This is a genomic window from Brevibacillus sp. SIMBA_040, assembly GCF_046535075.1.
In the GTDB taxonomy this organism is placed as follows: Bacteria; Bacillota; Bacilli; order Brevibacillales; family Brevibacillaceae; genus Brevibacillus.
In genome coordinates this window covers 230519-251722 of record NZ_JAWRXI010000009.1, presented here as the reverse complement: position 1 = coordinate 251722, position 21204 = coordinate 230519, and the positions used below count along the sequence as shown (strand labels likewise).

Annotated in this window: 28 protein-coding genes; 26 read left to right on the top strand and 2 right to left on the bottom strand. The window is 45.0% G+C overall.

The window, feature by feature from the left end:
• Positions 1 to 233 precede the first annotated feature (233 nt).
• Together SB752_RS17250 and SB752_RS17245 are read left to right on the top strand one after the other, a co-directional pair.
• Complete coding sequence (locus SB752_RS17250; RefSeq protein ID WP_410716847.1) at positions 234 to 695, top strand: ASCH domain-containing protein; 462 nt, start codon at positions 234 to 236, stop codon at positions 693 to 695.
• Positions 679 to 1023, top strand: a complete 345-nt coding sequence (locus SB752_RS17245) for a hypothetical protein (protein ID WP_410716846.1) — start codon at positions 679 to 681, stop codon at positions 1021 to 1023. The genes SB752_RS17250 and SB752_RS17245 overlap by 17 nt, the downstream gene beginning before the upstream one ends.
• 382 nt (positions 1024 to 1405) lie before the next feature.
• Here the strand turns inward: SB752_RS17245 and SB752_RS17240 are convergent, their stop codons facing one another.
• A complete protein-coding gene (locus SB752_RS17240; RefSeq protein ID WP_213022483.1) occupies positions 1406 to 1609 on the bottom strand; it encodes a hypothetical protein in 204 nt (67 codons plus the stop codon).
• A gap of 137 nt (positions 1610 to 1746) precedes the next feature.
• Here SB752_RS17240 and SB752_RS17235 point away from each other — a divergent pair, with 137 nt between their 5' ends.
• From SB752_RS17235 to SB752_RS17200, 8 genes are all read left to right on the top strand, one after another.
• Complete coding sequence (locus SB752_RS17235) at positions 1747 to 2214, top strand: ArpU family phage packaging/lysis transcriptional regulator (protein ID WP_410716845.1); 468 nt, start codon at positions 1747 to 1749, stop codon at positions 2212 to 2214.
• Positions 2215 to 2564: 350 nt separating this feature from the next.
• Complete coding sequence (locus SB752_RS17230; RefSeq protein ID WP_410716844.1) at positions 2565 to 3059, top strand: hypothetical protein; 495 nt, start codon at positions 2565 to 2567, stop codon at positions 3057 to 3059.
• Between the two features lie 219 nt (positions 3060 to 3278).
• Positions 3279 to 3839, top strand: a complete 561-nt coding sequence (locus SB752_RS17225) for a ParB N-terminal domain-containing protein (protein WP_410716843.1) — start codon at positions 3279 to 3281, stop codon at positions 3837 to 3839.
• Positions 3829 to 4872, top strand: coding sequence for a DNA cytosine methyltransferase (locus SB752_RS17220; RefSeq protein ID WP_410716842.1), 1044 nt, complete (start codon positions 3829 to 3831; stop codon positions 4870 to 4872). Before SB752_RS17225 ends, SB752_RS17220 begins: the two co-directional genes overlap by 11 nt.
• 132 nt (positions 4873 to 5004) lie before the next feature.
• The gene (locus SB752_RS17215) at positions 5005 to 5238 is read left to right on the top strand and encodes a hypothetical protein (RefSeq protein ID WP_410716841.1); all 234 of its coding nucleotides are present in this window, start codon (positions 5005 to 5007) and stop codon (positions 5236 to 5238) included.
• Positions 5239 to 5309: 71 nt separating this feature from the next.
• Positions 5310 to 5597, top strand: a complete 288-nt coding sequence (locus SB752_RS17210) for a hypothetical protein (protein WP_410716840.1) — start codon at positions 5310 to 5312, stop codon at positions 5595 to 5597.
• A 275-nt stretch (positions 5598 to 5872) separates the two neighbouring features.
• Entirely contained in the window at positions 5873 to 6661 is a 789-nt protein-coding gene (locus SB752_RS17205) for a phage terminase small subunit-related protein (protein WP_410716839.1), read from the top strand.
• Positions 6642 to 8048: a terminase large subunit domain-containing protein gene (locus SB752_RS17200; RefSeq protein WP_410716838.1), complete on the top strand. Its 1407-nt coding sequence runs from the start codon at positions 6642 to 6644 to the stop codon at positions 8046 to 8048. Before SB752_RS17205 ends, SB752_RS17200 begins: the two co-directional genes overlap by 20 nt.
• A gap of 194 nt (positions 8049 to 8242) precedes the next feature.
• Here SB752_RS17200 and SB752_RS17195 read toward each other — a convergent pair whose 3' ends face one another.
• Positions 8243 to 8695, bottom strand: coding sequence for a hypothetical protein (locus SB752_RS17195; RefSeq protein WP_410716837.1), 453 nt, complete (start codon positions 8693 to 8695; stop codon positions 8243 to 8245).
• Positions 8696 to 8747: 52 nt separating this feature from the next.
• Between SB752_RS17195 and SB752_RS17190 the strand changes: the two genes are divergently transcribed.
• The 16 genes from SB752_RS17190 (at position 8748) to SB752_RS17115 (ending at position 21197) form a co-directional block, all read left to right on the top strand.
• A complete protein-coding gene (locus SB752_RS17190) occupies positions 8748 to 9722 on the top strand; it encodes a hypothetical protein (protein ID WP_410716836.1) in 975 nt (324 codons plus the stop codon).
• A gap of 150 nt (positions 9723 to 9872) precedes the next feature.
• Complete coding sequence (locus SB752_RS17185; protein WP_410716835.1) at positions 9873 to 11420, top strand: phage portal protein; 1548 nt, start codon at positions 9873 to 9875, stop codon at positions 11418 to 11420.
• Positions 11417 to 12325: a minor capsid protein gene (locus SB752_RS17180; protein WP_410716834.1), complete on the top strand. Its 909-nt coding sequence runs from the start codon at positions 11417 to 11419 to the stop codon at positions 12323 to 12325. Before SB752_RS17185 ends, SB752_RS17180 begins: the two co-directional genes overlap by 4 nt.
• Before the next feature lie 54 nt (positions 12326 to 12379).
• A complete protein-coding gene (locus tag SB752_RS17175; protein WP_410716833.1) occupies positions 12380 to 12592 on the top strand; it encodes a ribosomal-processing cysteine protease Prp in 213 nt (70 codons plus the stop codon).
• Positions 12589 to 13275 carry a hypothetical protein gene (locus SB752_RS17170; protein ID WP_410716832.1) on the top strand — a complete coding sequence of 229 codons (687 nt, stop codon included), beginning with the start codon at positions 12589 to 12591 and terminating at the stop codon, positions 13273 to 13275. Before SB752_RS17175 ends, SB752_RS17170 begins: the two co-directional genes overlap by 4 nt.
• Before the next feature lie 14 nt (positions 13276 to 13289).
• Positions 13290 to 14276, top strand: coding sequence for a phage major capsid protein (locus tag SB752_RS17165; RefSeq protein WP_410716831.1), 987 nt, complete (start codon positions 13290 to 13292; stop codon positions 14274 to 14276).
• A gap of 23 nt (positions 14277 to 14299) precedes the next feature.
• Positions 14300 to 14479 carry a hypothetical protein gene (locus SB752_RS17160; RefSeq protein WP_410716830.1) on the top strand — a complete coding sequence of 60 codons (180 nt, stop codon included), beginning with the start codon at positions 14300 to 14302 and terminating at the stop codon, positions 14477 to 14479.
• Positions 14460 to 14777 carry a head-tail connector protein gene (locus SB752_RS17155; RefSeq protein ID WP_410716829.1) on the top strand — a complete coding sequence of 106 codons (318 nt, stop codon included), beginning with the start codon at positions 14460 to 14462 and terminating at the stop codon, positions 14775 to 14777. Before SB752_RS17160 ends, SB752_RS17155 begins: the two co-directional genes overlap by 20 nt.
• 125 nt (positions 14778 to 14902) lie before the next feature.
• Positions 14903 to 15151 carry a hypothetical protein gene (locus SB752_RS17150; protein ID WP_410716828.1) on the top strand — a complete coding sequence of 83 codons (249 nt, stop codon included), beginning with the start codon at positions 14903 to 14905 and terminating at the stop codon, positions 15149 to 15151.
• On the top strand, positions 15151 to 15696 hold the full coding sequence (locus tag SB752_RS17145) for an HK97 gp10 family phage protein (RefSeq protein WP_410716827.1): 546 nt from the start codon (positions 15151 to 15153) through the stop codon (positions 15694 to 15696). The genes SB752_RS17150 and SB752_RS17145 overlap by 1 nt, the downstream gene beginning before the upstream one ends.
• A complete protein-coding gene (locus tag SB752_RS17140; RefSeq protein ID WP_410716826.1) occupies positions 15689 to 16174 on the top strand; it encodes a hypothetical protein in 486 nt (161 codons plus the stop codon). The genes SB752_RS17145 and SB752_RS17140 overlap by 8 nt, the downstream gene beginning before the upstream one ends.
• Complete coding sequence (locus SB752_RS17135) at positions 16146 to 16343, top strand: YqzN/YkzM domain-containing protein (RefSeq protein WP_410716825.1); 198 nt, start codon at positions 16146 to 16148, stop codon at positions 16341 to 16343. The genes SB752_RS17140 and SB752_RS17135 overlap by 29 nt, the downstream gene beginning before the upstream one ends.
• Positions 16344 to 17759 (top strand): phage tail sheath N-terminal beta-sandwich domain-containing protein, encoded by a 1416-nt coding sequence (locus tag SB752_RS17130; protein WP_410716824.1) that lies wholly within the window; start codon positions 16344 to 16346, stop codon positions 17757 to 17759. It begins immediately after the preceding gene.
• An 11-nt stretch (positions 17760 to 17770) separates the two neighbouring features.
• Positions 17771 to 18172: a phage tail tube protein gene (locus tag SB752_RS17125; protein WP_410716823.1), complete on the top strand. Its 402-nt coding sequence runs from the start codon at positions 17771 to 17773 to the stop codon at positions 18170 to 18172.
• Between the two features lie 35 nt (positions 18173 to 18207).
• Positions 18208 to 18639 carry a phage tail assembly chaperone gene (locus SB752_RS17120; protein ID WP_410716822.1) on the top strand — a complete coding sequence of 144 codons (432 nt, stop codon included), beginning with the start codon at positions 18208 to 18210 and terminating at the stop codon, positions 18637 to 18639.
• A 200-nt stretch (positions 18640 to 18839) separates the two neighbouring features.
• A complete protein-coding gene (locus SB752_RS17115) occupies positions 18840 to 21197 on the top strand; it encodes a phage tail tape measure protein (RefSeq protein WP_410716821.1) in 2358 nt (785 codons plus the stop codon).
• Positions 21198 to 21204: the final 7 nt, after the last annotated feature.

Sequence of the window (21204 nt, the reverse complement as noted above, 5' to 3'; positions counted from 1 at the left end):
TACTACGAAATCAGGCATTTCTTTGATAGAGATGAAGGTGGCGAATCGTTCCTGACAACTTGAGATTCCATTTTCCGTCTTCAAGAACATGGGGGTAACGAAACGGTTCAACGGTACGAAGAAAATCAATGAATGGTTGGCAACTGAAGAAGGTCGGAAATGGTACATTGCTGGTTTGAATAAGAAATGGGGATCTGAACGGTACGCTTAAAAATGGAGGGAGGCGGTTAAGAATGAAGGCCATCACTATTCACCAACCTTGGGCTACGCTGATCGCTCTCGGTGAAAAGAAATTTGAGACGCGCAGCTGGTCGACCAAGTACCGCGGTCCCATTGCGATTCATGCCGCTAAGAAAGTGGACAAGGAGATTTGCTTGGAAGAGCCTTTTCGCAGCTTGCTGGAGAAACACGGCTTTACAGCAGATAATTTGCCAACTGGTGCAGTGGTTGCAATTGCAAACTTCACCGATTGTTGGGCTGTCGGACACGATTATCAAAGTGGCATGCCAGTGCTTTTTAACGGTGAAGGCGGGAAAACGAAACGGATTTGCCTAAAGGAAGACTCCTTTGGATGGTTTGAAGCCGGACGGTACGCTTGGGAAATGTCAGATGTAAAACAGATCGATCCGGCGCCAGCAAAAGGCCAGCAAGGACTGTGGAATTGGGGAGGGGAACGGGATGCAAGCAGGACGTGAGTTGGATTTAGAAGTGGCAAAGGCTCTTGGGTGGAAGGTATCCGAAGACGAGGGAATATTCTGCGATGAGGATGGTCATGTGGTTGATGAGCCAAAGTTCTCCACCACCTGGGAAGGCATGGGCGAGCTGGTGGAGGAAGCAAAAAAGCATAAAATATACCTCGAATATGCTCACGAAGATCAAGGGTATGTAGGAAGAGCGTGGGAGGATGGGTATTCTCCAGATACACCTGTCGTGAGGTCTGCACCATTGGCAGTTACGATCGCATTCCTGGCTACGCAGGGAGTGTACATCACGGAAATGGATTTAACAAAAGAGAAATTGTGATGAGGAGGAAGTCAATGAGTAGATGCTGACTAATAAATAGAAAAGGGTACATAAAGTACCCTTCCGATAAGCTTTTTAAATGATATGGAGAATCTATACAAGTAGAATTAATAAATTTCTTGGCAAACACGTTGTGCATAACACCCTTGTGTTTCAGCTGCAAGTGCAGCACCTGAAACAGACATAGCCATCATGATTGCAAAAGAAATAGCAAAAAATTTTTTCATATTACCACCTCCTTGATAGAAGATTATGGAAATATTCTAACACTAATGGGATTTGTTGTAAATGGAGTGGTGAGCGAGTAATGAGCTTAACAAAATATTTCATGTGTCTAGTAATAGGAACTGATGCCCCATTAAGGAGCACCAGCCTAGCGGTTCTAGCTGTCTAGCTGTGACGATCCATCTGCACTGAACAATTGTTTCAAGATAGCATGATTCATGCCGGAAACGCGCTCGAAAACAAAAGCAACCTGATCGGCATGTGGCTGTAGATAGTAATTCCTATAGCCAAGCTCAGTTAGTTCCCGATTGAGCCGGAGAGCATCTTCGAAACTTACGTAAAAATACAGATGTTTAGTCATGTTAATCACCCCCTTCCGCACCTAACCGTAGCAGAAGGGGGGGAGGGAAAAAAAGAAAAAGCCCCCAGCCGGGAGCCCGAATATGCGTTCGTCAAACCATATTATACCACGGGCTTACCGCGAGGGGGAATTGGAAGATGAGCGCACAATTAGACATGTTTGTAACTGCCAAAGATAAAGAAGAGGCAAAACGGCTGCTGAAAGCTTACCCTGAGTTGAAGGCTGCTGTGGAGATTTATGCAGAAGATAGTCTACACCACGATTATTCAGAATTTGATATGGCTAACGCCGAGGGGACTGGAACACGCGGGGATATAGATGGACGCGGAACTAGACGTGATGTGGTAGGTAACACAATTATTCTGCGGGAAGAACGGCCACGTATGATCCGGGACTACGAAATGATGTGTAAAGCAGTAGATCGTGCGTTAAGGGCGCTTACCGCGGAAGAGAGGGCTGTAATCGAAAAGTGCTTCATCGAACAGAAAAGGGACAAGTACATTTACGAGCACGTTATAAGGGTCCCGAAAAGCACATATGATTTTTACAAAGCAAGAGCAATAGATAGAGTCACGTTTATCTTAAAGACGGCTGCGGTCATTTGAGCCGTCTTTTCCATTGGGCATTTCTTAGGCAAAACTTGTGCAAAACCTGGACTTTTCTTGTACCAAAATTGGGCGTTCTGCCTGTTATTATGAGAGCATGAAAAATTGTGAATGAGCCATCCGTCGAAAATGTCGGGTGGCTTTTTTTATGGGAGACGATTCACTTGGCTAAGGTTCAAAAGAGAACTGGACCAATACAGGCGCCTCGTTTAGCAAAAAATCATAATTGCAAAGGGTGCGAGTGGGCAGTTGCTGGCTCCCGGTACGTGGCAACATGTATGTGGTCTGAGTGCATCAGAGATAAACAGAAGAGCCGAAGCAATGCCAAGCCTGGGGGTGGGTGAAATGTAGTGCGTCAGTTTGTTGACTCAGATACCGGAGAAATATTCTATACCGAGGAAGTGCTGCGCCGGTCGGATGAGATAGTAAAAGTATTTCGTCCCGTCGGCCGCAGCTCAAAATTCGTAAAGATCAAAGCCAGCCAAAAGGCAAAGAGACGGCTACGAAAGCTGTCACTCGCTGAAGCTGGCTTTTTGTTGAAAATCGCTCCGTATACATCCGAGGGAACAAACCTCCTGCAGGGCGATAACGAGCGCGGGCAAAAGGGAACGCCGCTCACAGTCAAAGACCTTGCCCGAATCGCTGACTGCTCCTATCCAACAGCGCGAAAGATCGTGAAGATATTCATTGAGCTGCACGTCCTACGCCGCACCGATCTGGAAGGGCGGTCAGCATTGGCAATCAATCCGCTATATTCCCTCAACGGGAAGACAGCAGAGACGTGGCTCCTGCAGCTGTTCAAACAGGAGATCACAGAGGCTGGAGAAGACCCCAATTTGGATTAGGGGGTCGCCAGAAGGCAACAGCCAGCAGAGCCTTGAGGCTCTAAGCGCCAATCGCATTTTTTGCGGTGAAAGGAAACATATACTTTTCCGCTGGAATAGTAGTCGTTTCGTTACACCACCAAAACACAGCACCAGCCCAACAGCAACAAGGGTTTCAGAAGTTTCGGGGCTGGCAATATTCTTTATTCTTACTTTATTGCCACGAAGGAGCTGAACAGCTTGGACATACGGAAATTACATATCTCAAAAATCAATCCTGCTCCTTATAATCCGAGGGTAGATTTGCAGCCCGGTGATCCAGAATACGAGAAGCTAAAACGATCGATTCAGGAGTTTGGATACGTACAGCTGCTCATCTGGAATGAACGATCAGGTAACCTCGTCGGAGGACATCAAGGATTCAAGATACTCGTTAACGAGCTAGGGCGGACTGAGGTAGACGTCTCTGTTGTGGTCCTTGATGATACGCAGGAGAAGGCGCTCAACATAGCACTGAACAAGATCAGTGGAGAATGGGATGAGGAGCAGCTTGCGCTTGTCCTGGCTGAATTACAGGAGCATGAGCTGGATATTGCGCTTACTGGATTTGGTGAAGACGAGGCAACCAAGCTTATCGGTGAGTTTACATTCAAAAGTGATGCTGATACAGAGTTCTCCAACAAGGAAATAGACCTGAGCGAGTTTGACGAATCGAAATTTGATTGTCATTGCCCTCGATGCGGGTTCGTCTTTAACCCGAAAGGCCCTATTCCGGAAGAAGGTCCACAAGATGAAGCCTGAATGGGATTGGAGCTTAAATGATCTAGCGCACATATCATCTAACGGGCGAAAGGTCTTTTCTTGTTTCTCCTGTGGCGGGGGCTCAACGATGGGGTACAAACTGGCCGGATACGAAATGCTAGGCAATGTGGAGATCGATCAACAAATGATGGCCCTTTACAAGCGAAATCACAACCCACGCTATCCTTTCGAAATACCTATACAGGATTTCAAAAACATCCCGAATGCTGAGATGCCGGCAGAATTATTCGATCTGGATATATTAGACGGCTCCCCTCCTTGCAGCGTATTTTCAACAGCAGGAAAGCGCGAGAAGAAATGGGGCAAGGAACATCACTTTCGGGAAGGACAAGCAAAGCAACAGCTTGATGACCTGTTTTTTGATTTCTTGGACGTGGTAGAAAAGCTCCGTCCGCGTGTAGTGGTAGCTGAGAATGTCAGAGGAATGATTATTGGGCTGGCAAAGGGATACGTAACGTTGGTGAAAAAACGATTCAAGGAATTAGGCTACAAGGTGCAATTGTTCCTGCTAAATTCCGCATCAATGGGGGTGCCTCAGAAAAGAGAGCGCATCTTTTTTATTGCCCATCGTAATGATCAGAGTCTACCAAGACTGAAGCTAGAATTTCACGAACGCCCTATACTCTATAAGGAGATACGATTTGGAAGGGGTAGAGCCTTAGACCCTAAAACTCTTACGTACAAACGATGGCTGGAGCGTCGTCCTCGTGACGATAGCTTTGGGGATATCACGGAACGGATTGCTGGGAAAATGAGCAATTTCAATTCTATTTTGATTAAGGATGATCGTGTACCTAATACTATTGCAAGCAATTCATGCTTTATTCGCTACGATGAACCTTATTTCATTAGTGACACAGATATCATTCGCATTCAGACATTTCCACGAGATTATAATTTCATGGATGCTGATGTGCAGTACGTATGCGGAATGTCTGTTCCTCCGGTCATGATGAAAAAGATTGCCCAAGAGATTTACAGGCAATGGCTGTCAAAGGTGCCGAGGGAATAACAAAAGGGAGACGCGCGAACGTCCCCCTAGAGAAACCGGGCACTCCCGGCAGAGATAGCGAAGAGCTGCGGCCGCAGTTTTACCAAGTCGCTATCTCGTTTTCCATTTTACAGGAAAGCCGAGGGTGTCACAATGAAAAATACAAACAAACGTTCTCTTTCTGACTCCGATGTTTTGCTTCTTCAGCACGAGGCGGAAGTCATGGAGGGAATTTTGGAGTCAAAGGACCAGTACAGAAAAGTCATCAAAGCTGCCATAGCAAAATGGGTTAAGGACTTCCAGTCTGGTCATATTGAAATCAAGACAGTAGACGATTTGAAGAAGCTGATCGAGCTTGATATTGAGCTGCAGAAGGATACGCTCTGAGTGTTAAAAAGTGACCCCATCTCCTTATAGTGTAGGTGTCCAACAAAAAACGTAGAGGAGATGGTCATCTTATGACACACAATCAAGAGACAGTCCTGGTAGCTTTGTATTCTACCTACAAGAAAGAAGTAGACTTGCAAAGGGTTTACAGTGCATTTGCAAAGGTAGGCAAGGTGGATTCTTTAATCAAAGCCTTGATTCAGATGCAGAGAATGGGGCTCGTGACTATTCCGTCAAATGCTTGGGCTTATGGTGGCCCATGGCCCGAAGACATTGTAATGTCAGCCGTAAAGCTAACCGATTATGGAAAGCAAAGAGCTGAGATGTTAGAGCGGGAGGTAAGAGAGCGTCTTAAATAGGCGCTCTTCTTTTTTTGAAATCAAACATTTCAATCAACATCACCGTCGTCATCTTGCTGATCATCAATAAAATGTTTTGGTGGGATGTAAAAGTTTGATTTGTGGAGCATGTAAAAGCCGATTCCAACTATAAGGATGAGGGAATAGATTGTGAGGATTTCACTCATCTTACTGAGCTCCTTCGCAAACAGCAATTTACAGATCTTATGTAGCATTAAAAAATACATGACTATATTTTAGATTCAAACATAAATAACCGGGGGTGGTGATATGTAATGGCTCGTGCAAGAAGCCCGAATCGTGAGCTCGCTGAAAAGATGTACTTAGAAAGCGGAGGAACCATTCTTCTCAAGCAAATTGCCGAGCATCTTGGTGTAAGCGATTCGCTGATCAGAAAGTGGAAGAATCAGGACAGATGGGAATCAAAGCTGAATAGTAACGTTACTAATGACAAAGGTAACGTTACTAAAAAAGCAGGCGCACCAAAAGGCAACAAGAATGCAGCCGGTCACGGGGCACCCAAGGGAAATAAGAACGCCGTAGGCAATGCTGGCGGTGGTGCTCCCCCGCGTAATTCCAATGCAGTTAAGACAGGTGAGTTTAAATCATTCTGGATGGATGCTCTTACACCTGAGCAGCAGGAAGTACTGGAAAGGGTTAGCCTTGATCCAGTTCAGCAGGTGGAAGAAGAAATTCGTTTTATTACTCTGCGCGAGTATGAAATGCTGCTTCAAATTCAGAAGTTGAAGGAAGGTCTGACTGAAAAGCAGCGCCGTGTTCTCCATGAGAGAGTCACTGTAAAAGAACCTGTCCAGGTTAATGATGATAAATCGGGAAAAACAAAAACGGTCGTCCTTACCCGTGATGAACTGGTCATTACGGAAATTGAGGAAACCGAGTACCGAGTGATTGAGGATATAATTCGCGTTGAGGAAGCTCTGACAAGAGTCCAAGACAAAAAATTAAAAGCTATTCAACTGAAAGCACAATTGCTGAGTAACGGTGGCGGTCCTGAGAAACAGATCACCGTCCGGAGGTGGTCGCGTGACAAATCTGGCTCTTGATCTCGACCTTGATCCATTCGAAGGCTGGACGCCTCATCCAAAGCAAATTGAAGTCATGGAATGTGATGCCCGAAACGTTGTCATGAACTGTGGGCGACGTGGAGGAAAAACCAATGTGGGTGCGCGGAAGTGTTTCGATAAGATTCTAGCAGACATTGAGGCGGACAAGGGTTTGCCGTACAAGCCGCCACGAAACCTGAAGGTAATGAAAAAGCCAAAGCCACGGCTTGAATACTGGTGCATTTCCCCGACATATTCCATGTCAGAGATTCAGCAAGAAGAGCTGGCAGCGGTCATTCCAGAGGAAATGATCGAGAGCTGGGACTTGTCCAAGAATCGTGTGTGGTTGAAAGGGTATATCCTCATCCAGTTTAAATCCGCTGACAATCCCAAGACGCTGGTCGGTAAAGGGTTGGACGGCGTTTGGCTTGATGAGGCGTCCAAGATGAAGGAGCAGACGTGGACCGGTTATCTCTCGTATGCACTCGCTGACAAAGGCGGGTGGAGTGTTTGGACGACAACACCGGAAGGAATGAACTGGTTTTATCATGACATAGTGTTAAATGGTCAGCATACGCAGGCAGGCGGTCATCTTGACGAATATCGGAATGACCCGGAATGGCGAAATTTCTATTGGACAAGCAAGGACAATCCTTTGCCGGAGCTTCAGAAGAATATTAAGCGCATGATTGAAACCATGCCGAAACGATATGTGGACCGGGAGATTTTCGCCCGGTTTGATGTGTTTTTTGGGCAGGTTTACGAAGAATTTGATCGCGCTCTTCATGTAGTGCCGCGCGCTCTGTGCGAGCAGAAATTTAATGATGGGCACTTTGTTCATATAGAGGCAGGGAAGGACTGGGGATTCACCAATCCGGGCGTTACCTTGGTCGGTGCAATGACTGCAAATGGTGAACTGTGGATTGTGGATGCCATTTATAAACGCCAGATGGAGATTCTTATTCCTGGTGATTCGAACTGCTGGGTTGCACAGGATAAGGAACTGATGAAAAAGTGGAAGATCAAGCTGTTTTGGTGCGACTCAGAGGACGCTAGCAACATCAAGACATACCTGACCAATGGTTTGCCAGCGAAGTCAGCACAGAAACACTTGAAAGAAGGACTAAGGGCTGTCTCTACTCTGTTCAAGGTGAAGAATGACAACAGCAGGCCGAACATCTTCATCTCTGATCATTTGAAAGAGGTTATCCAGGAGCTGACCAACTACCGTTACCCGGAAGGTGCTACTGGTGATCGGGCAGAGGTGCCATTGAAGGAGAATGACCACGCTATGGATGGCCTTCGGTATCTGGTTTGGAACAGCAAGGTATTCCATCAGTTGCTTATCAGTCGGTTTAAGATTATTCCGTGGAAGATTCCTACCTAATTTAGCGGTGATTTCAGAGATATTAAATAGATACATCATAAAAAGATCTGAAGGTATTAGAATGATCACAAAAATTTCAATAATTTATATTTATATGAAAAAATTGACATCAATATACAAAATGTGATAAAAAAAGGATGTTAATGGAAATTTTTATCACATTTTGTATAGGGGGGATGAAACTCAATTTATATTTAATCCATAAGTGAAATTAGTTTTTTAGCGAACTCAGTATCTGAGGGGTTAGAAGATAATGCTTCGATGCATTTTATGAACTCTTCTAATTCTTGGGGATTCTCATCAATTGTTGCATGTTGAGAATTTTGAAAGTAGTTTTCTAGCATATATCCGTAGCTAAGTACGTTTCTGGTTTTTTCAGTCGTACCTACAGTAAATGAGGTACTATCTACAAGGATTTGAACTTTACTTGCGTGAGATAACGCTAATTTGAATTTGGTATCCCAATCAACGTTTTGTCTTAATGATGCCGCTAAGGACCTTAAACTTCTTTGAAAATCAACATCAATTCGCTCTTGGTGAAGTTCTAAGTTACTTTTGGTACTTACCAATCCCCATAACGTTAGAATATTGGTAACTACTAATGCCGCAATTAATGTAGAGACAAAGTATTTTCTCTTAATTTGCAATGTAACCTCACCTTTTCGTTTTCTTCTAATTATATATCAAGGAGTGTAAAAAATGTTAAAAAAAGCAAAGGTTGCATTGTCAGCAGCGCTGCTAGCATCTATATTTTATATGGATCCTACAATGGTTTTAGCGAAATCTAATGACAACTTGAGTCAAACGGAAATGAAGAAATTAAAGGAAGTCTTTAAATTCTCTGATCAACACATAGAGGATTTAATAGAGGATGGATTAGTTCAAGATTATTTATCTATAGAAAAACCAGTAGTTAGTAAAAAACAAGAATACTATGAGCTAACCAGTGAGCCAGATGGTGAAGTCGTAGTCGAGCAACTTACCAAAAAAGAGTTTGATATTAAAGTAACTGAAAACCAAGAGGCTAATAAAGAGAAAGAAGAATTTGCTGAATCTGGCTTAATTTCGCCACTAGGACACGATATTGAAGATCGACATGAATATATTACTTTAGAAACATGGTTTATCTATGATGAAGAGAACTGGAATGCCCAAGCATCTGCACGTTTCGAGTTCGCGGATAATAGTTCAACATATGGCTTTACAGCAGCAGACCTTTATGATGATTTTCTTGCTATTGGTGTTAGCCGTAATGCCCGACTAATACCAGGAACTGAAGATTATATTCTGAAATATCGTTTATATGGATTCAATGGTGAATATGATAAGTATGGAAACCCCATTAATGAGTGGTACTATGATAATAAGAAAGATGATAGAGCAGATTTACGGGACGAAGGTGGTTACGCGTTTGAAGTAAAATACCCTAGTTTAAACAATAATAGAAGACAGTATATTAAAAATATTAGGGGCTACATGAAAGTAGATGTTGAACCTGAGAAATCTTCTTGGAATGGAGAGAGATATGATGTATTTAGTCATTACCTTCATACACAGTACAAAATACATTGGTCAGGATCTGTCTCAATTCCTTTAGGTGGAAGCATTGCATTTGAATACGAAGACGATATCCAAAAAATTACTGGACATACATCAGAACGTATAAGTGATTGATGGTAAGTATTACTTTAATCAACAATATTAACTGACACTTCTTGTGGCTGGTTCATTTAATAGCATAACACTTAAAACAAAGAAGACATGTCGGTTTATCGATCATGTCTTCTTTGTTTTAAGTAAAGATGTAATTGGGAGGTGAAAAATATGCAAACGATGCTCTTGGAGCAGTTTTACGAAGAAAACAAAGCCAACAATTCATGGCGTTGGGTGATGGATCTTATCTCCAAGCACAAAGGTCGAAACTACGCTTTGATGCGGCAGTATGTAGACGGTGATCAAGACATTCTCCATAGAGCTGAAGATAAGGGGAAGCCAAATAACAAGATCGTACTCAATTTCGCCCGAAAGATCATCGACTTTGGTACCTCATACATTGCCAGTAACCCTATTCGTTACTCTGCAAATGAAGCTGGTACAGAAGTAGACGAACTCACTAAAAAGCTGCAAACAGTCCTGATGGATAACGATGAGGAAAGCTTATCCTACGACATCATCGAAGACGGTTCGATCGATGGTGAGGTTTTTGAATACTACTACTTTGACGAAGATGGACAGATTTGCATCGCCGAGTTCAAAGCAGATGAATGTATTGCCGTTTACGACACAACGGTTAAAGCAAAACTAATTGCGGTTATTCGTTACTACACGTTAACAGACGCTTCGCGAAATCATAAGACCTTAATTGTCGAGGTGTACGATGAAAATGAAATCACGTACCTGCGACAAGAGGGAGCTGCACTTGTTCTAGATACAAGCTGGGAGAACAACCCGACTCTGCACAAAATCACGGTTCTTGCCAAAGACCAAGACGGGAAAGTCATGCAAAAGTCTGTTGTTCCCTGGACGCACTTTGTGAATCGGCGGCGGAAACATCAAACTAACCGTGATGACGGGATGGTTGAGGGCATGGGTGACCTTGCAGACCTTAAGCCATTGATGGATGCGATTAACAAGGCCGTCACTGGAAAGGTAGATGTGCAAGAGTATTTCAAGAATCCGAAAGTATTGTTTGAGGACCTCGATTTGGATGAGCTCATCCTCTACGATCCAGAAGGGAACCTAATCACGGATGTAGAGAAGAAAAAGGAATATCTGGCTAAGATGTGGGCAACGTCTCAGATTCTTGTTGGTGGTAAGGCGGTGCCGATTACTTGGGATTTGCAGGATCAACACGAAGAAAACACGATCAACCGATTAATCGAATCGCTGCTTGATCAAACCGGAACACCGCATCTACGCCCTGATCAAGTGGGAACAGCTCCGTCCGGAATCGCATTGAAGATCATCTTTTACCATGCAGACATAAAAGCTGGTATGAAAATGCGCCAATATGGTAAGGGATTCCGTAACAGAGTTCGTATTCTTACTGGGATGCTGAATCAGAAATATCGGAAGCAGTGGGATTACCAACTGATTGATGTGAAATTCAGCAAGAACATGCCAGTGAACTTGGTGGAAATGGTTGAAATCGTGACCAAGCTGGTTGGTCAGTTGTCGCATGAGGAAAGGCTGGCGCTGCTGCCGTTTGTAGACGATCCGCGCGCATCGCGTGAAAAACTGTTGGATGAACAGGACGAGGAAACCGAACGTAGATTGAGGATGCTTGATCCTGACGCAATGGAAAGCGACGAGCCGCCAGAAGATGAATCAGCAACTGCAGTTGAAGATCATTCAGATGGTGACGCAGCATGAGCAGAGAAGAACGGTATCAAGAGGAACTAGAAGCGCGCATCTTGAAGCATGGGGCTAAATTAAAAAAGGCATTTACCAAAGCCAATAAGAACATCGTGCAGGAAATCACCAACCTCTATTCTCGTTACACAGAAAGTGGCGAGAGCATGCAATCCCTCGTCCACAATGCAAATAGACTTGAGGGTATCATGGGGATTATCAATAATACCTTAGTAGCACTAGGTTTAGAGGAAGAATCCCAATTAAGATTTGCATGGGGGGAGGAGTACAAAAACAGCATCTTCCATCACTTGTACTTTATCGAAGATGAGTTGAAAATCGGAGTTAATATACCTCAAATAAACGGTGGAATGGTGATGTCTGCAATTGAAACCCGTTGGGCTGGAAGACCGTTTTCAAAGCGAATCCGCACAAGGGTTGATTTATTGTCAGCAGCAATGGAGGATGTGATAACTCAATCAGCTATCCAAGGTTGGGGCATCACACGGACAGCCAAAGAAATTACATTGCGAACGGAAGAGAATTGGTCTAGTGCAGTTAGACTAGCCCGTACAGAATTAAACCGGGCCGCTGCTCAAGGGCAAACGATGGCTTACCAAGCTAATGCTGACATTATAAGCGAAAAAGAGTTTTGTGCGACATTGGATAAGCGGACGTCCTCACAGTGTCGAAAACTTGATGGGAAGCGATACCCATTGGATTACGATACTGCGGAGAACCCTGGACGTGAAAGGGAGCGAATCCCTAATCATCCAAATTGCCGATCGTACTGGAGACCTGTTTTGAAATCAAAAGTTGCAGAGAAGCTGGAGCGCGAACGCGCTTATCGTATTGATAGCGAGAAAGGTTATACCTCAGCACGGACATACAAAGAGTGGGCAGAAGCAAAGGGATTGCCCCAGTAGCATCACGTTGAAATCGTGGTGTTTTTTTATTGCCTGAAAGGAGGCGAGGTCGATGTGATCAGAATTAAGGCGGTTCTGGACAACGGGGAAATGAAAATTGAAGCAGTTGGTCATGCGAATTATGCTGAGCATGGGAAGGACATTGTTTGCGCTGGAATCTCCACTATCATGCAGACTGCGTTGCTGGGGATTCAAGCAATAGCACAGCAATATCCTGAATATGTTTCACTTGAAATTCAAAATGAGGAAGGGGAAGGAAACAAATGAAAAAGCTCCAATCAAATTGGACCTTTAAGATGCAACGATTTAACGATGCTGGTGCTGATGATGGCGGAAACGGAGGTGGCCAGGGTGGTCAGGCAGGGAGTAACGGTGGTGGTGCCGGCGCAGCTGCAGGCGCCAATGGGGGAGGTGGTCAAGCAGCTGCTGGTGTCGATAAAGCAGGGGAAAGTAAACCTGCGGTAGCTTTTTCCTCAAAGGAGGAATACGATACCGCGTTAAAAGGGGCGGTTAGTGATTTCCTCAAAGGCTTGGGCATTGAAAAAGCTGAAGATTTGAAGGGAATCGTTGATTCCCATAAGCAAAAGCAAGAAGCTGAAAAAACAGCGGAGCAGAAGCTCGTAGAACGTGATACCGATTTGAAAACAGCCAACAGCACGATCCAAAGCATGCGTATTGAAAATGCCTTTATCACAGAAGCCATCAAGCAAGGAATTGATGCGGACAAGCTTTCCGACGCTATTCGTCTTGCTGATCTCTCCAAGATTGAAGTGAATGATGCAGGCAAAATCAAAAATATCGAAAAGCATGTCACCGACTTGATTACAGCTAAACCATGGTTAAAAAGCGAAGGTACGACACGGGGCATCACGCCAGCCGCCAAGCTGCCGACCAATCAAAAAAGCACAATCCCAAATATCTCAGACCTGCGTAAAATGCAGCGTATCTAAGGAGGAACCTATCCATGATGAAAAAACAAATGAGCGTATTGCCAGTAATGGCTTTGACCGCAGCCTTTCCTTTTGACATTCAAAAATTTGCAGAAGGGGTTACCCTCAGCACCGAACTAACTGGCTTGATTCCTGAAGAAACTGCAACGGACATCGTCAAGGACGTGGTTCGCGGCTCTGCGATCATGAAGCTTGCAGATTTGGAACCAATGACTACGGCCACAAAGAAGATTCCTGTCCTGCTCGATGGCCCAGGTGCCTACTGGGTCGGTGAAGGTGAACGAATCAAAACATCCAAAGCAACCTGGGCACAAGTAACGCTGCAGGCGAAAAAATTGGGTGTCATTATTCCGATGTCGAAGGAAGCACTCAGTCGCCCGCGTATTGACGTTTTCGAGGAACTGAAGCCTTACATCGCAGAAGCGTTCTACACCAAGTTGGATGCAGCTGCCTTCATCGGTACGGAATCGCCGTTTGCAACCAATATCCTGACTGCGGCGGCCAACTCTGGTAACACCTTTACCCGAGGCTCAGTAGCTGGGCAAAACCTCGCGGATGACGTGAACAGCGTTATGGCATTGATTGAAGCTGATGACCAAGAGCCGCGTGCATTCGCTGCCCACTTTGGTTTGAAATCGTCTCTGCGTGGTCTGAAAAACAGCCAAGGCGATCCGCTCTATCTGACTTCCGTCCGTGAAGGGGTTGCCGAAGATTCCCTGTACGCTTTGCCTATTGAATACTGCCGCAATGGAGCATGGGACAAAACAAAAGCGGATCTTATTGCTGGCGACTACAAAAAGTCCAAGGTCGGCATCCTGCAACAAATCGAATACGAAATCCTGAAAGAGGCTACCTTGCAAAGCGTCAATGCTGCAGATGGTAAGCCTCTTTCTCTTGCAGAACAGGATATGGTTGCGCTGAAAGCTACGTTCCATGTGGCATTCCTGGTAGTCAAGGAAGCCGCGTTTGGTGTCCTGCGTCCAACTGGGTATACACCTTAATTGCTAGAAAGGAGCAAAAACTTATGATGAGACCGAATGATATGCTGACTATCAGCGGTGGCAAAGACAAGAAAAAACAGAAAGTGACGCGGAAGGCTTTCGAAGTCGTTTACGAACCATTGGGATACAAGCTTGAAGACGACCCAGTTGGTGAAACGACAAATAAAGAACCGGTGAAAACCGATGGCGATTCTGACAAGTAGTGAATTAACCGACTTTTACTCTGAATTCGCCTCATGGGAACCGGAACGTCTTGCATCAGTTGTATTACGAGCGAACATATATGTTGAGGGACAGGTGAACGTACCAAATCCTGTCCCTGATGAATTAAAGCTGGCTGTCGCTATGGTGATTAAAGATATGGCCCAAGATCGAAGAGTGAGCAGCACCAAGCAAGGAGATTATCAGGAGTCATTCTCTTATGTGAGCAATGACCCCAAAGTCGAAGGCATCCTTTCGAAGTATCGAAAAAACAGGGGGCAGAAGCTATGGATGATCTAACCGAATATAAGCGGTTGCTGTGCCACTCATTTGCCCTCTTAGACCTTCAGGGGGATGCTGACCCCTTCACCGGTGGAAAAGATCGCTCAGAATGGCTCCCAATTGCTCAGGGAGTGCCTTGCAGGGTGTCAGGTTCCCCAAGCCGTATTCAGCAGCTTACAGGTAGGCAGGCGACCCCCCAAGATTTTCTGATGCACACCCTGTACCCGGGCTTGAAGGCAGGTATGCGGCTAAAGATTGAGCAGCCTGAATTTACAAGCAACCTGTATCAAGTGGGGTTGCCCTATCCGGTATACGGCGCTGAAAGCCTACATCATTACGAAGTAGTGATCACAATGATCGATCCGGACACGGGAGAGGAAACAGAACCCTGATGGCGCAAGTCAACAAAAAAGATTTAGAAAAACTGTATAGACGCTTAAAAAAACGAAGTAAAACTGAAGTTACAGCAGCAATGGAGAACGTGTCTCGGAAAGCTGGCTTTCAGGTGTTAAGGGGTGCTCAAGATCGTGTTCCAGTTGACCAAGGACTATTAAGATCGTCATTGTCCGTAGGTGATCAAAACAACCTATTTAACTTCTCGTTACAAGGTAGTCGAGCAGAAATAACTGTAGGTAGCAACTTGGAGTATGCTCGTTATATTGAGGAAGGGTATACCCAGAAAGCTGGTCAATTCGTACCAGGTTACTGGAGGGGAGACCAGTTCAGGTATGATCCTGCAGCTTATGAAAAATATCTTTCGGAAAAGAGTGCGGGAAATAATCCAAGTTTGTTCGACTATGGAATGGTTTTGACTGGAAAACGCATTCCTGGAGTGCGCTACCTATCAAAATCAAGAGAAGAAGTAGACTCAATCATGGAAGAGTTGGTAAAAGAAGAGCTCGACGATTTGGCAAGGAGGTTGTTCCCCGATGGGTGATGATGTACTGTCTGTAAGGCACTGGCTGTTTTCTTTGACAGGAATCCAAACAGAGAATCTTTCAGTGCCCAAAGACTTCAAACGGCCCACGTGGTTTGTGGAGGAACCATATCGAATCCCAGAACCACGGCGCGCAGATGCGTATCGAGAAAAAGGGACCATGAATTTTGTCCTGATGGCAAAGGATATCAAGCAGCTCACAAGTCTATCTATGGCCGTCAGGCAAAACCTTGCAGATCGTCGCTGGCTTCTCCCACTTTATAACGCTGACAGGCAACAGATAGGGTATCTACGAGAGTGCCGCTTGACGATGAGTAAGCCAGATAACCTCGACCAGTCTTACGAGCTGAAATATACGGTTTATATCCCATATACGCCAACGATTTACGACCCATTGGAAGTAATCCATAGACGTTATGACGAAACGCTGAGGAAAGGAGACAAGCGCTATGGTTCGCAAAACGGAGCAAGACAATAGCCAGTCAAAGCCGGCATATAAAAAAGAACAAATTTTGAAGGTGGCAGAGCAGAAATTCGGGTTAAACCGAACAGAAGCAATTGCTACCTTTTTTGATGCTCCAGAAGAGATAACGGTCGAGCAGGCAGAGCAGCTTGTGAAGAAATTCAAAGAAAGGAAGGTGAAGTAAATGGCAGGACAATTCCAGCCCGGGGAGGATAAAGTTTTATCCGGTGTCTATTCGTTTTTGAAGTCATTCATCAAAGAGCAAACGACAATCGGTAATCGAGGAAAGCTTGCACTGCCAATTGTCGCTGATTGGGGTCCAATCGGTGAGTTTGTCACAGTCCGCTCCAAGCCCTCCGCTGAGAAAATTTTCGGAGCTGCGGAAGAGCTAGATTTGGTTTGGGCTGCTGACCCGTCTCCAACAGAAGTCTTGCTTTACAGGGTCGCTGGCGAGAGTGCATCTGCTGCAAACGTAGTCTTGAAAAATGGGGAGAACGAGGTGCTTCGCATTGAAGCCAAGCACAAGGGTAAGGCGGGCAACAACCTAAAAGTTGTGGTCCAGCCGAGTTTATTGGATGCTTCTCAGACAGAAATAATTATTTATCGAGGGTTTGAACTGGTAGATAGCCGGACTGGAAAGACGGTTGATGAACTGGTAGCTGCTTTTGCAGATAGCGAATTTGTTACATTGAAAAAATTGACGGATACGCTGCCCGATGTCACTGCAGGTGTAAGCCTGACTGGGGGCGACAGCGGAAACAGTATTGAGGCAACTAAATACACGGCTTACCAAAATGCGCTTGCTACTCAAAAAGGTAAGTACAGTGTGTTTACCCTTGGTATTGCTGACCCCGCATTAAATGCCGCTGCGGAAGACTGGACAAAGCAGCAAAATGCACTTGGGAATTACATCAAGTTTGCATTTGGTGGCGATGAAACAAGAGATAAAAACAAACAAAACATCATGAAAGCATCTACTGATGTGAATCACATGGCTGTCGTCAATGTAGGCAGCGGAGCTCGTTGGAAAGACAAAATCTATGCGAGTTCAAAAGTGGCTATTTATATAGCGTCTCTGATGGCATCCTTACCGCTTAATTACACGATGGCATTGTACATTACCCCATTTGAATCCTTAACGAATGAGTGGGACCCAGATACAGATTTAATCGAAATGGTTCAAGCTGGCGTGCTGATGCTGAACATGGATAACAGACAGGTAATCATCCAGGAGCCTGTAAACACCTTGACCATTCCAGGTCCAGATCAGTCTAAGGACTTTGGGAAAATTCGGGTGGCGGATACCTTCCATACTATCCTCTACGCAGAAGAAAAGGCAGGAAAGGACTGGATTCGACAGCAGCCAAACAGTAATAGTCCTGCCCGTCGTGCAGCCTTTTGTCAAATGATGAAGCGAGATGTTTTGAGACCACTAGCCACGCTTGAAGTCATTGCGAACGATTACGAGTTTATAGAAGATCCAGAGTATCACGGGGATGACCCCATTTACACACCAGCTCGCAATGCAGGCCATTTCATTGCTGGCTTCCGCCATCAGGATGCACTCGAAAAAATTTATATCTACAACAAAGCGAAATGAGGTGATTCAGCATGGCAGAAACGTTTTCTGGTACACATGGGCATTTTTATAATCAGAACGGGAAAGAGCTCCCTGAATGCACTGGTTTTGAGCTTAACGAGGAATTTGAGAAGGGCGAAAGTAAAAGGGCAGGACGGCTACGTAAAAGCCATCGTGTCCTGGCCTCTTCTGTCAGCATGACCGCAACGTTTGAGCGTACAGCTGATATTCAGGAAATCATTAAGGAAATTGCAGCAAGCCCTGAAAAGAAAGTGAACTTCATCGGGGAACTGGATGATCCAGTTGCCGGGAAGTATAGGGTTGCGGTAACTGGGTTTTCTCCAGACTCCTTGGCATTGGCGAAATGGAGTCATGGCGAACTGGATGAGGATACCAGTTTGGAAGGTACGGTTGACGATTACGAATTTATTTAGAATAAGCCGGGGCTACCCACAAGGAGGAAGCTAGAATGAGTCAGTTTTTGACGATGGAAGATTTTCTGAGCATGGACGTAAACGAGCAAGTAAAGTCTGAATGGGATTGGAAAAGGAAGAGTGCAAAGTTGCCGATTCGTTCCGTCTCAGGTGAAGTATATTTCAAGGCTAGGAAAGCGGCGCTAAAAGTCTCTGTAACAGGTAAAAAGAGCAAAGCAGAACGGAAAGTAGAATTTGATGATTTGCGCCAAAAAGCTGAAATCATCATTGCGGGTATTGATACCGATCGTACCGATTTTAAAATTGATTCGCCGCAAGTGCTCGCCAAATTCAATAAAATTGCAGCCGTTGATGTTGTGCCATGCATTTTCAGCCCTAACGAAATTGATTCGTTATTTGAAGCCATTTCCGAAATCAGCGACTTTGTTGATGATGAGGAGGGCGAGGAAGAAGTAAAAAACTCATAAAAGAGAGCCCCGAGCTGGCTCTCTTTTCTTATATTTGGCAAGAGAAAAACAAGCTCCCCTCAGAAATCTTATGTCTTTCAGAACGTGAAAAACAGTTTGTCATGGTTTCTACAGCGATGGAGATTGAACGTAAGGTGGAGCAAGCGAAGAAGATGGAACGAAATAAAGGTAGGCGTGCAAAAGGAAGGAGGAGATAGCGGATGGCTTTGACAACCACCTTAGAGTTTCAGGATAAAATGACTCGACAGCTAACCAATCTCCTTCGAGGTATGCGAGGTCTGCTGAATGGCTTAGATGATGTAGAAGATGCAGCCGGCGGTGTAGAAGATGCCTTTGATGATCTATTTGATGATTTTGACATTAGGCCAATCGAAGATTTGGATAATGCGCTCAGTGAGGCTGAACGGGAGGCTGAAAGACTCAGGCGGGAAATGGACGAGGTGGAACGTGCCGAAGGGGATATTGATACTCGGGAAATTTCACGATTAGAACGTGCCTTACGAGATGCTGCGAGGGCTGGTGACGAGACTGCCGAGTCTTTGGAGCATGTTGACGCTGTAGCAGGCCATTTAGAAGAAATTGGGGGGCTGGCAACTGCTGGTGGTGCAGCGATTACTGCCGGGTTATCAGTTGCAGCCGTGTCTGCCCATTCTATGGATCAGGCTCTCGGTATATTACAGGCAAATGTCGGGGCAACTGATAAACAGATGGAGACCATGTCGGAGACAGTAAAGGGTCTCTACGCTACCGGTCTTGTTGAGGCGCCTTTAGAAGCTGCTGAATCGTACGGCAAACTAAGGCAGCTTCTTGAGGGGACAGATGAGGAAATCGGAAAGGTTGCTGAAGGAGCTCTTGCACTTGAAAAGGCATCGTTTGGAAAACTTGATCAAGACGGAATTGCTAAAGCTCTCGACATGATGCAGGGCCAATGGGCTACCGATCCAATAAAAGGATTGGATATGATTGGTGCTGTCTATACACGGGTCGGCGACAAGGCAGACGACTTACTTGATACTATTTGGGAGTATTCACCGCAGTTTAAAGAGGCTGGGATTAGCGCCGAGCGGATGATGGGTATGTTTGCGGCAGGAGCGGACAAGGCGTTTAATTTTGACAAGCTGGGTGATGCATTCAAAGAAGGCTTTGGTATCCGTTTGAACAAGGCTCTCGATGAAAATGCCTTGGGTTCACTCGAGGAAATCTTTGGGGAAAAGAAATTGTTCGACATGCTTGATCAAATCAAAGCAGGTGGGAAAGAAGCAGAAAATGCTATCCTTGCCATCACAGCTGGTATAGCGTCCATTAAGGATCAGAAGATACAAGATGATGTTTTAGGAAATGTCTTCGGTACTCAATATGAAGATGTTGGTCGTGAGGCGCTAATGACTATGCTAAATGCTGGACCACTCGAAGATTTCGCAGGAAAAACCACTGAAATCATTGGTCAAGTTAAGAACGAGTGGCTGGCCATGTCAAATGAAATGCAGCTGGCGGTTGAACCAATTGGAGACTCCGTTTTGGAGGTAGCCAAACCAATAGTTAGCTTTCTCGCTTCTATAGCAAAAGGAATTGGTAATTTTACAAAAGAGCATCCGTTTATTACTAAAGTTGCGGTTTCCTTTATGATGATTGTTTCAGTACTTGCCATGATAATTGGGCCTCTAATTCTTCTTGCTGGACTTTGGACGCCAATAACTACTGGACTTCGAGTAGCGTCTCTTGCAATGAGTGGATTTGGGTTGTCATCACTAGCAGCTCTCTGGCCTGTTCTATTAATTATAGCGGCTGTAATTGCTTTGATAGCGGTGGGGTGGTGGCTATATGATAACTGGGATATGGTCAGTGAAGCATTAGTACAAGGGTGGAACTGGGTCAAAGAGATGGCTATCGCTGCATGGGATGGCCTTAGTGCATACATTGAAATGCTGTTTAACTTCTGGAAAGGAATTTTCACAGCATTCATCCAGTTCATAACTGGTGATTGGTCAGGGGCATGGGATACCATCAAGGAAACGTTCTTCAATACCTTTACGACAATAGATGGATGGTTTGATGGTTGGATCAGTGGGTTGTTCGACAGCGGTAAAAAAATTATCACAACCATCGTTGACGGGATTTTATCTGTAAAGGACGAAATCGCGGAAGCACTCGCAAGTGCATTCGAATGGGCAGATCAATTTTTGCCACATTCTGATGCCGACTTGGGACCGTTTTCTCGTCTGACTGATAGTGGTATGGCAATTCCTGAAACAATGGCGATCGGAGTAGAGGCAGCGGACGATTCACTGACCGCAGCTTTGGACAGTACTTTCAGCAAAATGCCAAGTTATACCCCTTCTCTGTCGAACTTAGGTACTGGTACGGCTCAGTCATTCACAGATGGTGCTACATCAAGTGAAACTCGGGTAGAACTACAACAAACAATTCAGGTGATTGTTCAGGGCGGAAACGTCAGTGAACCTGGAGAATTGGAAAAGCTCGCAGAAAAAATTGCGGAAATAGTTGCAGAAAAAACAGGGCATATATTTGCGGGAACTGGAACAGTTGTTCTTGAGTAGAAGGTAA

Bases quoted from the DNA above. Each gene is read 5' to 3' on its own strand.
- SB752_RS17250 (WP_410716847.1), top strand. From the start codon at position 234: ATGAAGGCCATCACTATTCACCAACCTTGGGCTACGCTGATCGCTCTC.
- SB752_RS17245 (WP_410716846.1), top strand. From the start codon at position 679: ATGCAAGCAGGACGTGAGTTGGATTTAGAAGTGGCAAAGGCTCTTGGG.
- SB752_RS17240 (WP_213022483.1), bottom strand. From the start codon at position 1,609: ATGACTAAACATCTGTATTTTTACGTAAGTTTCGAAGATGCTCTCCGG.
- SB752_RS17235 (WP_410716845.1), top strand. From the start codon at position 1,747: ATGAGCGCACAATTAGACATGTTTGTAACTGCCAAAGATAAAGAAGAG.
- SB752_RS17220 (WP_410716842.1), top strand. From the start codon at position 3,829: ATGAAGCCTGAATGGGATTGGAGCTTAAATGATCTAGCGCACATATCA.
- SB752_RS17215 (WP_410716841.1), top strand. From the start codon at position 5,005: ATGAAAAATACAAACAAACGTTCTCTTTCTGACTCCGATGTTTTGCTT.
- SB752_RS17210 (WP_410716840.1), top strand. From the start codon at position 5,310: ATGACACACAATCAAGAGACAGTCCTGGTAGCTTTGTATTCTACCTAC.
- SB752_RS17205 (WP_410716839.1), top strand. From the start codon at position 5,873: ATGGCTCGTGCAAGAAGCCCGAATCGTGAGCTCGCTGAAAAGATGTAC.
- SB752_RS17190 (WP_410716836.1), top strand. From the start codon at position 8,748: ATGTTAAAAAAAGCAAAGGTTGCATTGTCAGCAGCGCTGCTAGCATCT.
- SB752_RS17185 (WP_410716835.1), top strand. From the start codon at position 9,873: ATGCAAACGATGCTCTTGGAGCAGTTTTACGAAGAAAACAAAGCCAAC.
- SB752_RS17180 (WP_410716834.1), top strand. From the start codon at position 11,417: ATGAGCAGAGAAGAACGGTATCAAGAGGAACTAGAAGCGCGCATCTTG.
- SB752_RS17170 (WP_410716832.1), top strand. From the start codon at position 12,589: ATGAAAAAGCTCCAATCAAATTGGACCTTTAAGATGCAACGATTTAAC.
- SB752_RS17165 (WP_410716831.1), top strand. From the start codon at position 13,290: ATGATGAAAAAACAAATGAGCGTATTGCCAGTAATGGCTTTGACCGCA.
- SB752_RS17160 (WP_410716830.1), top strand. From the start codon at position 14,300: ATGATGAGACCGAATGATATGCTGACTATCAGCGGTGGCAAAGACAAG.
- SB752_RS17155 (WP_410716829.1), top strand. From the start codon at position 14,460: ATGGCGATTCTGACAAGTAGTGAATTAACCGACTTTTACTCTGAATTC.
- SB752_RS17145 (WP_410716827.1), top strand. From the start codon at position 15,151: ATGGCGCAAGTCAACAAAAAAGATTTAGAAAAACTGTATAGACGCTTA.
- SB752_RS17140 (WP_410716826.1), top strand. From the start codon at position 15,689: ATGGGTGATGATGTACTGTCTGTAAGGCACTGGCTGTTTTCTTTGACA.
- SB752_RS17135 (WP_410716825.1), top strand. From the start codon at position 16,146: ATGGTTCGCAAAACGGAGCAAGACAATAGCCAGTCAAAGCCGGCATAT.
- SB752_RS17130 (WP_410716824.1), top strand. From the start codon at position 16,344: ATGGCAGGACAATTCCAGCCCGGGGAGGATAAAGTTTTATCCGGTGTC.
- SB752_RS17125 (WP_410716823.1), top strand. From the start codon at position 17,771: ATGGCAGAAACGTTTTCTGGTACACATGGGCATTTTTATAATCAGAAC.
- SB752_RS17120 (WP_410716822.1), top strand. From the start codon at position 18,208: ATGAGTCAGTTTTTGACGATGGAAGATTTTCTGAGCATGGACGTAAAC.
- SB752_RS17115 (WP_410716821.1), top strand. From the start codon at position 18,840: ATGGCTTTGACAACCACCTTAGAGTTTCAGGATAAAATGACTCGACAG.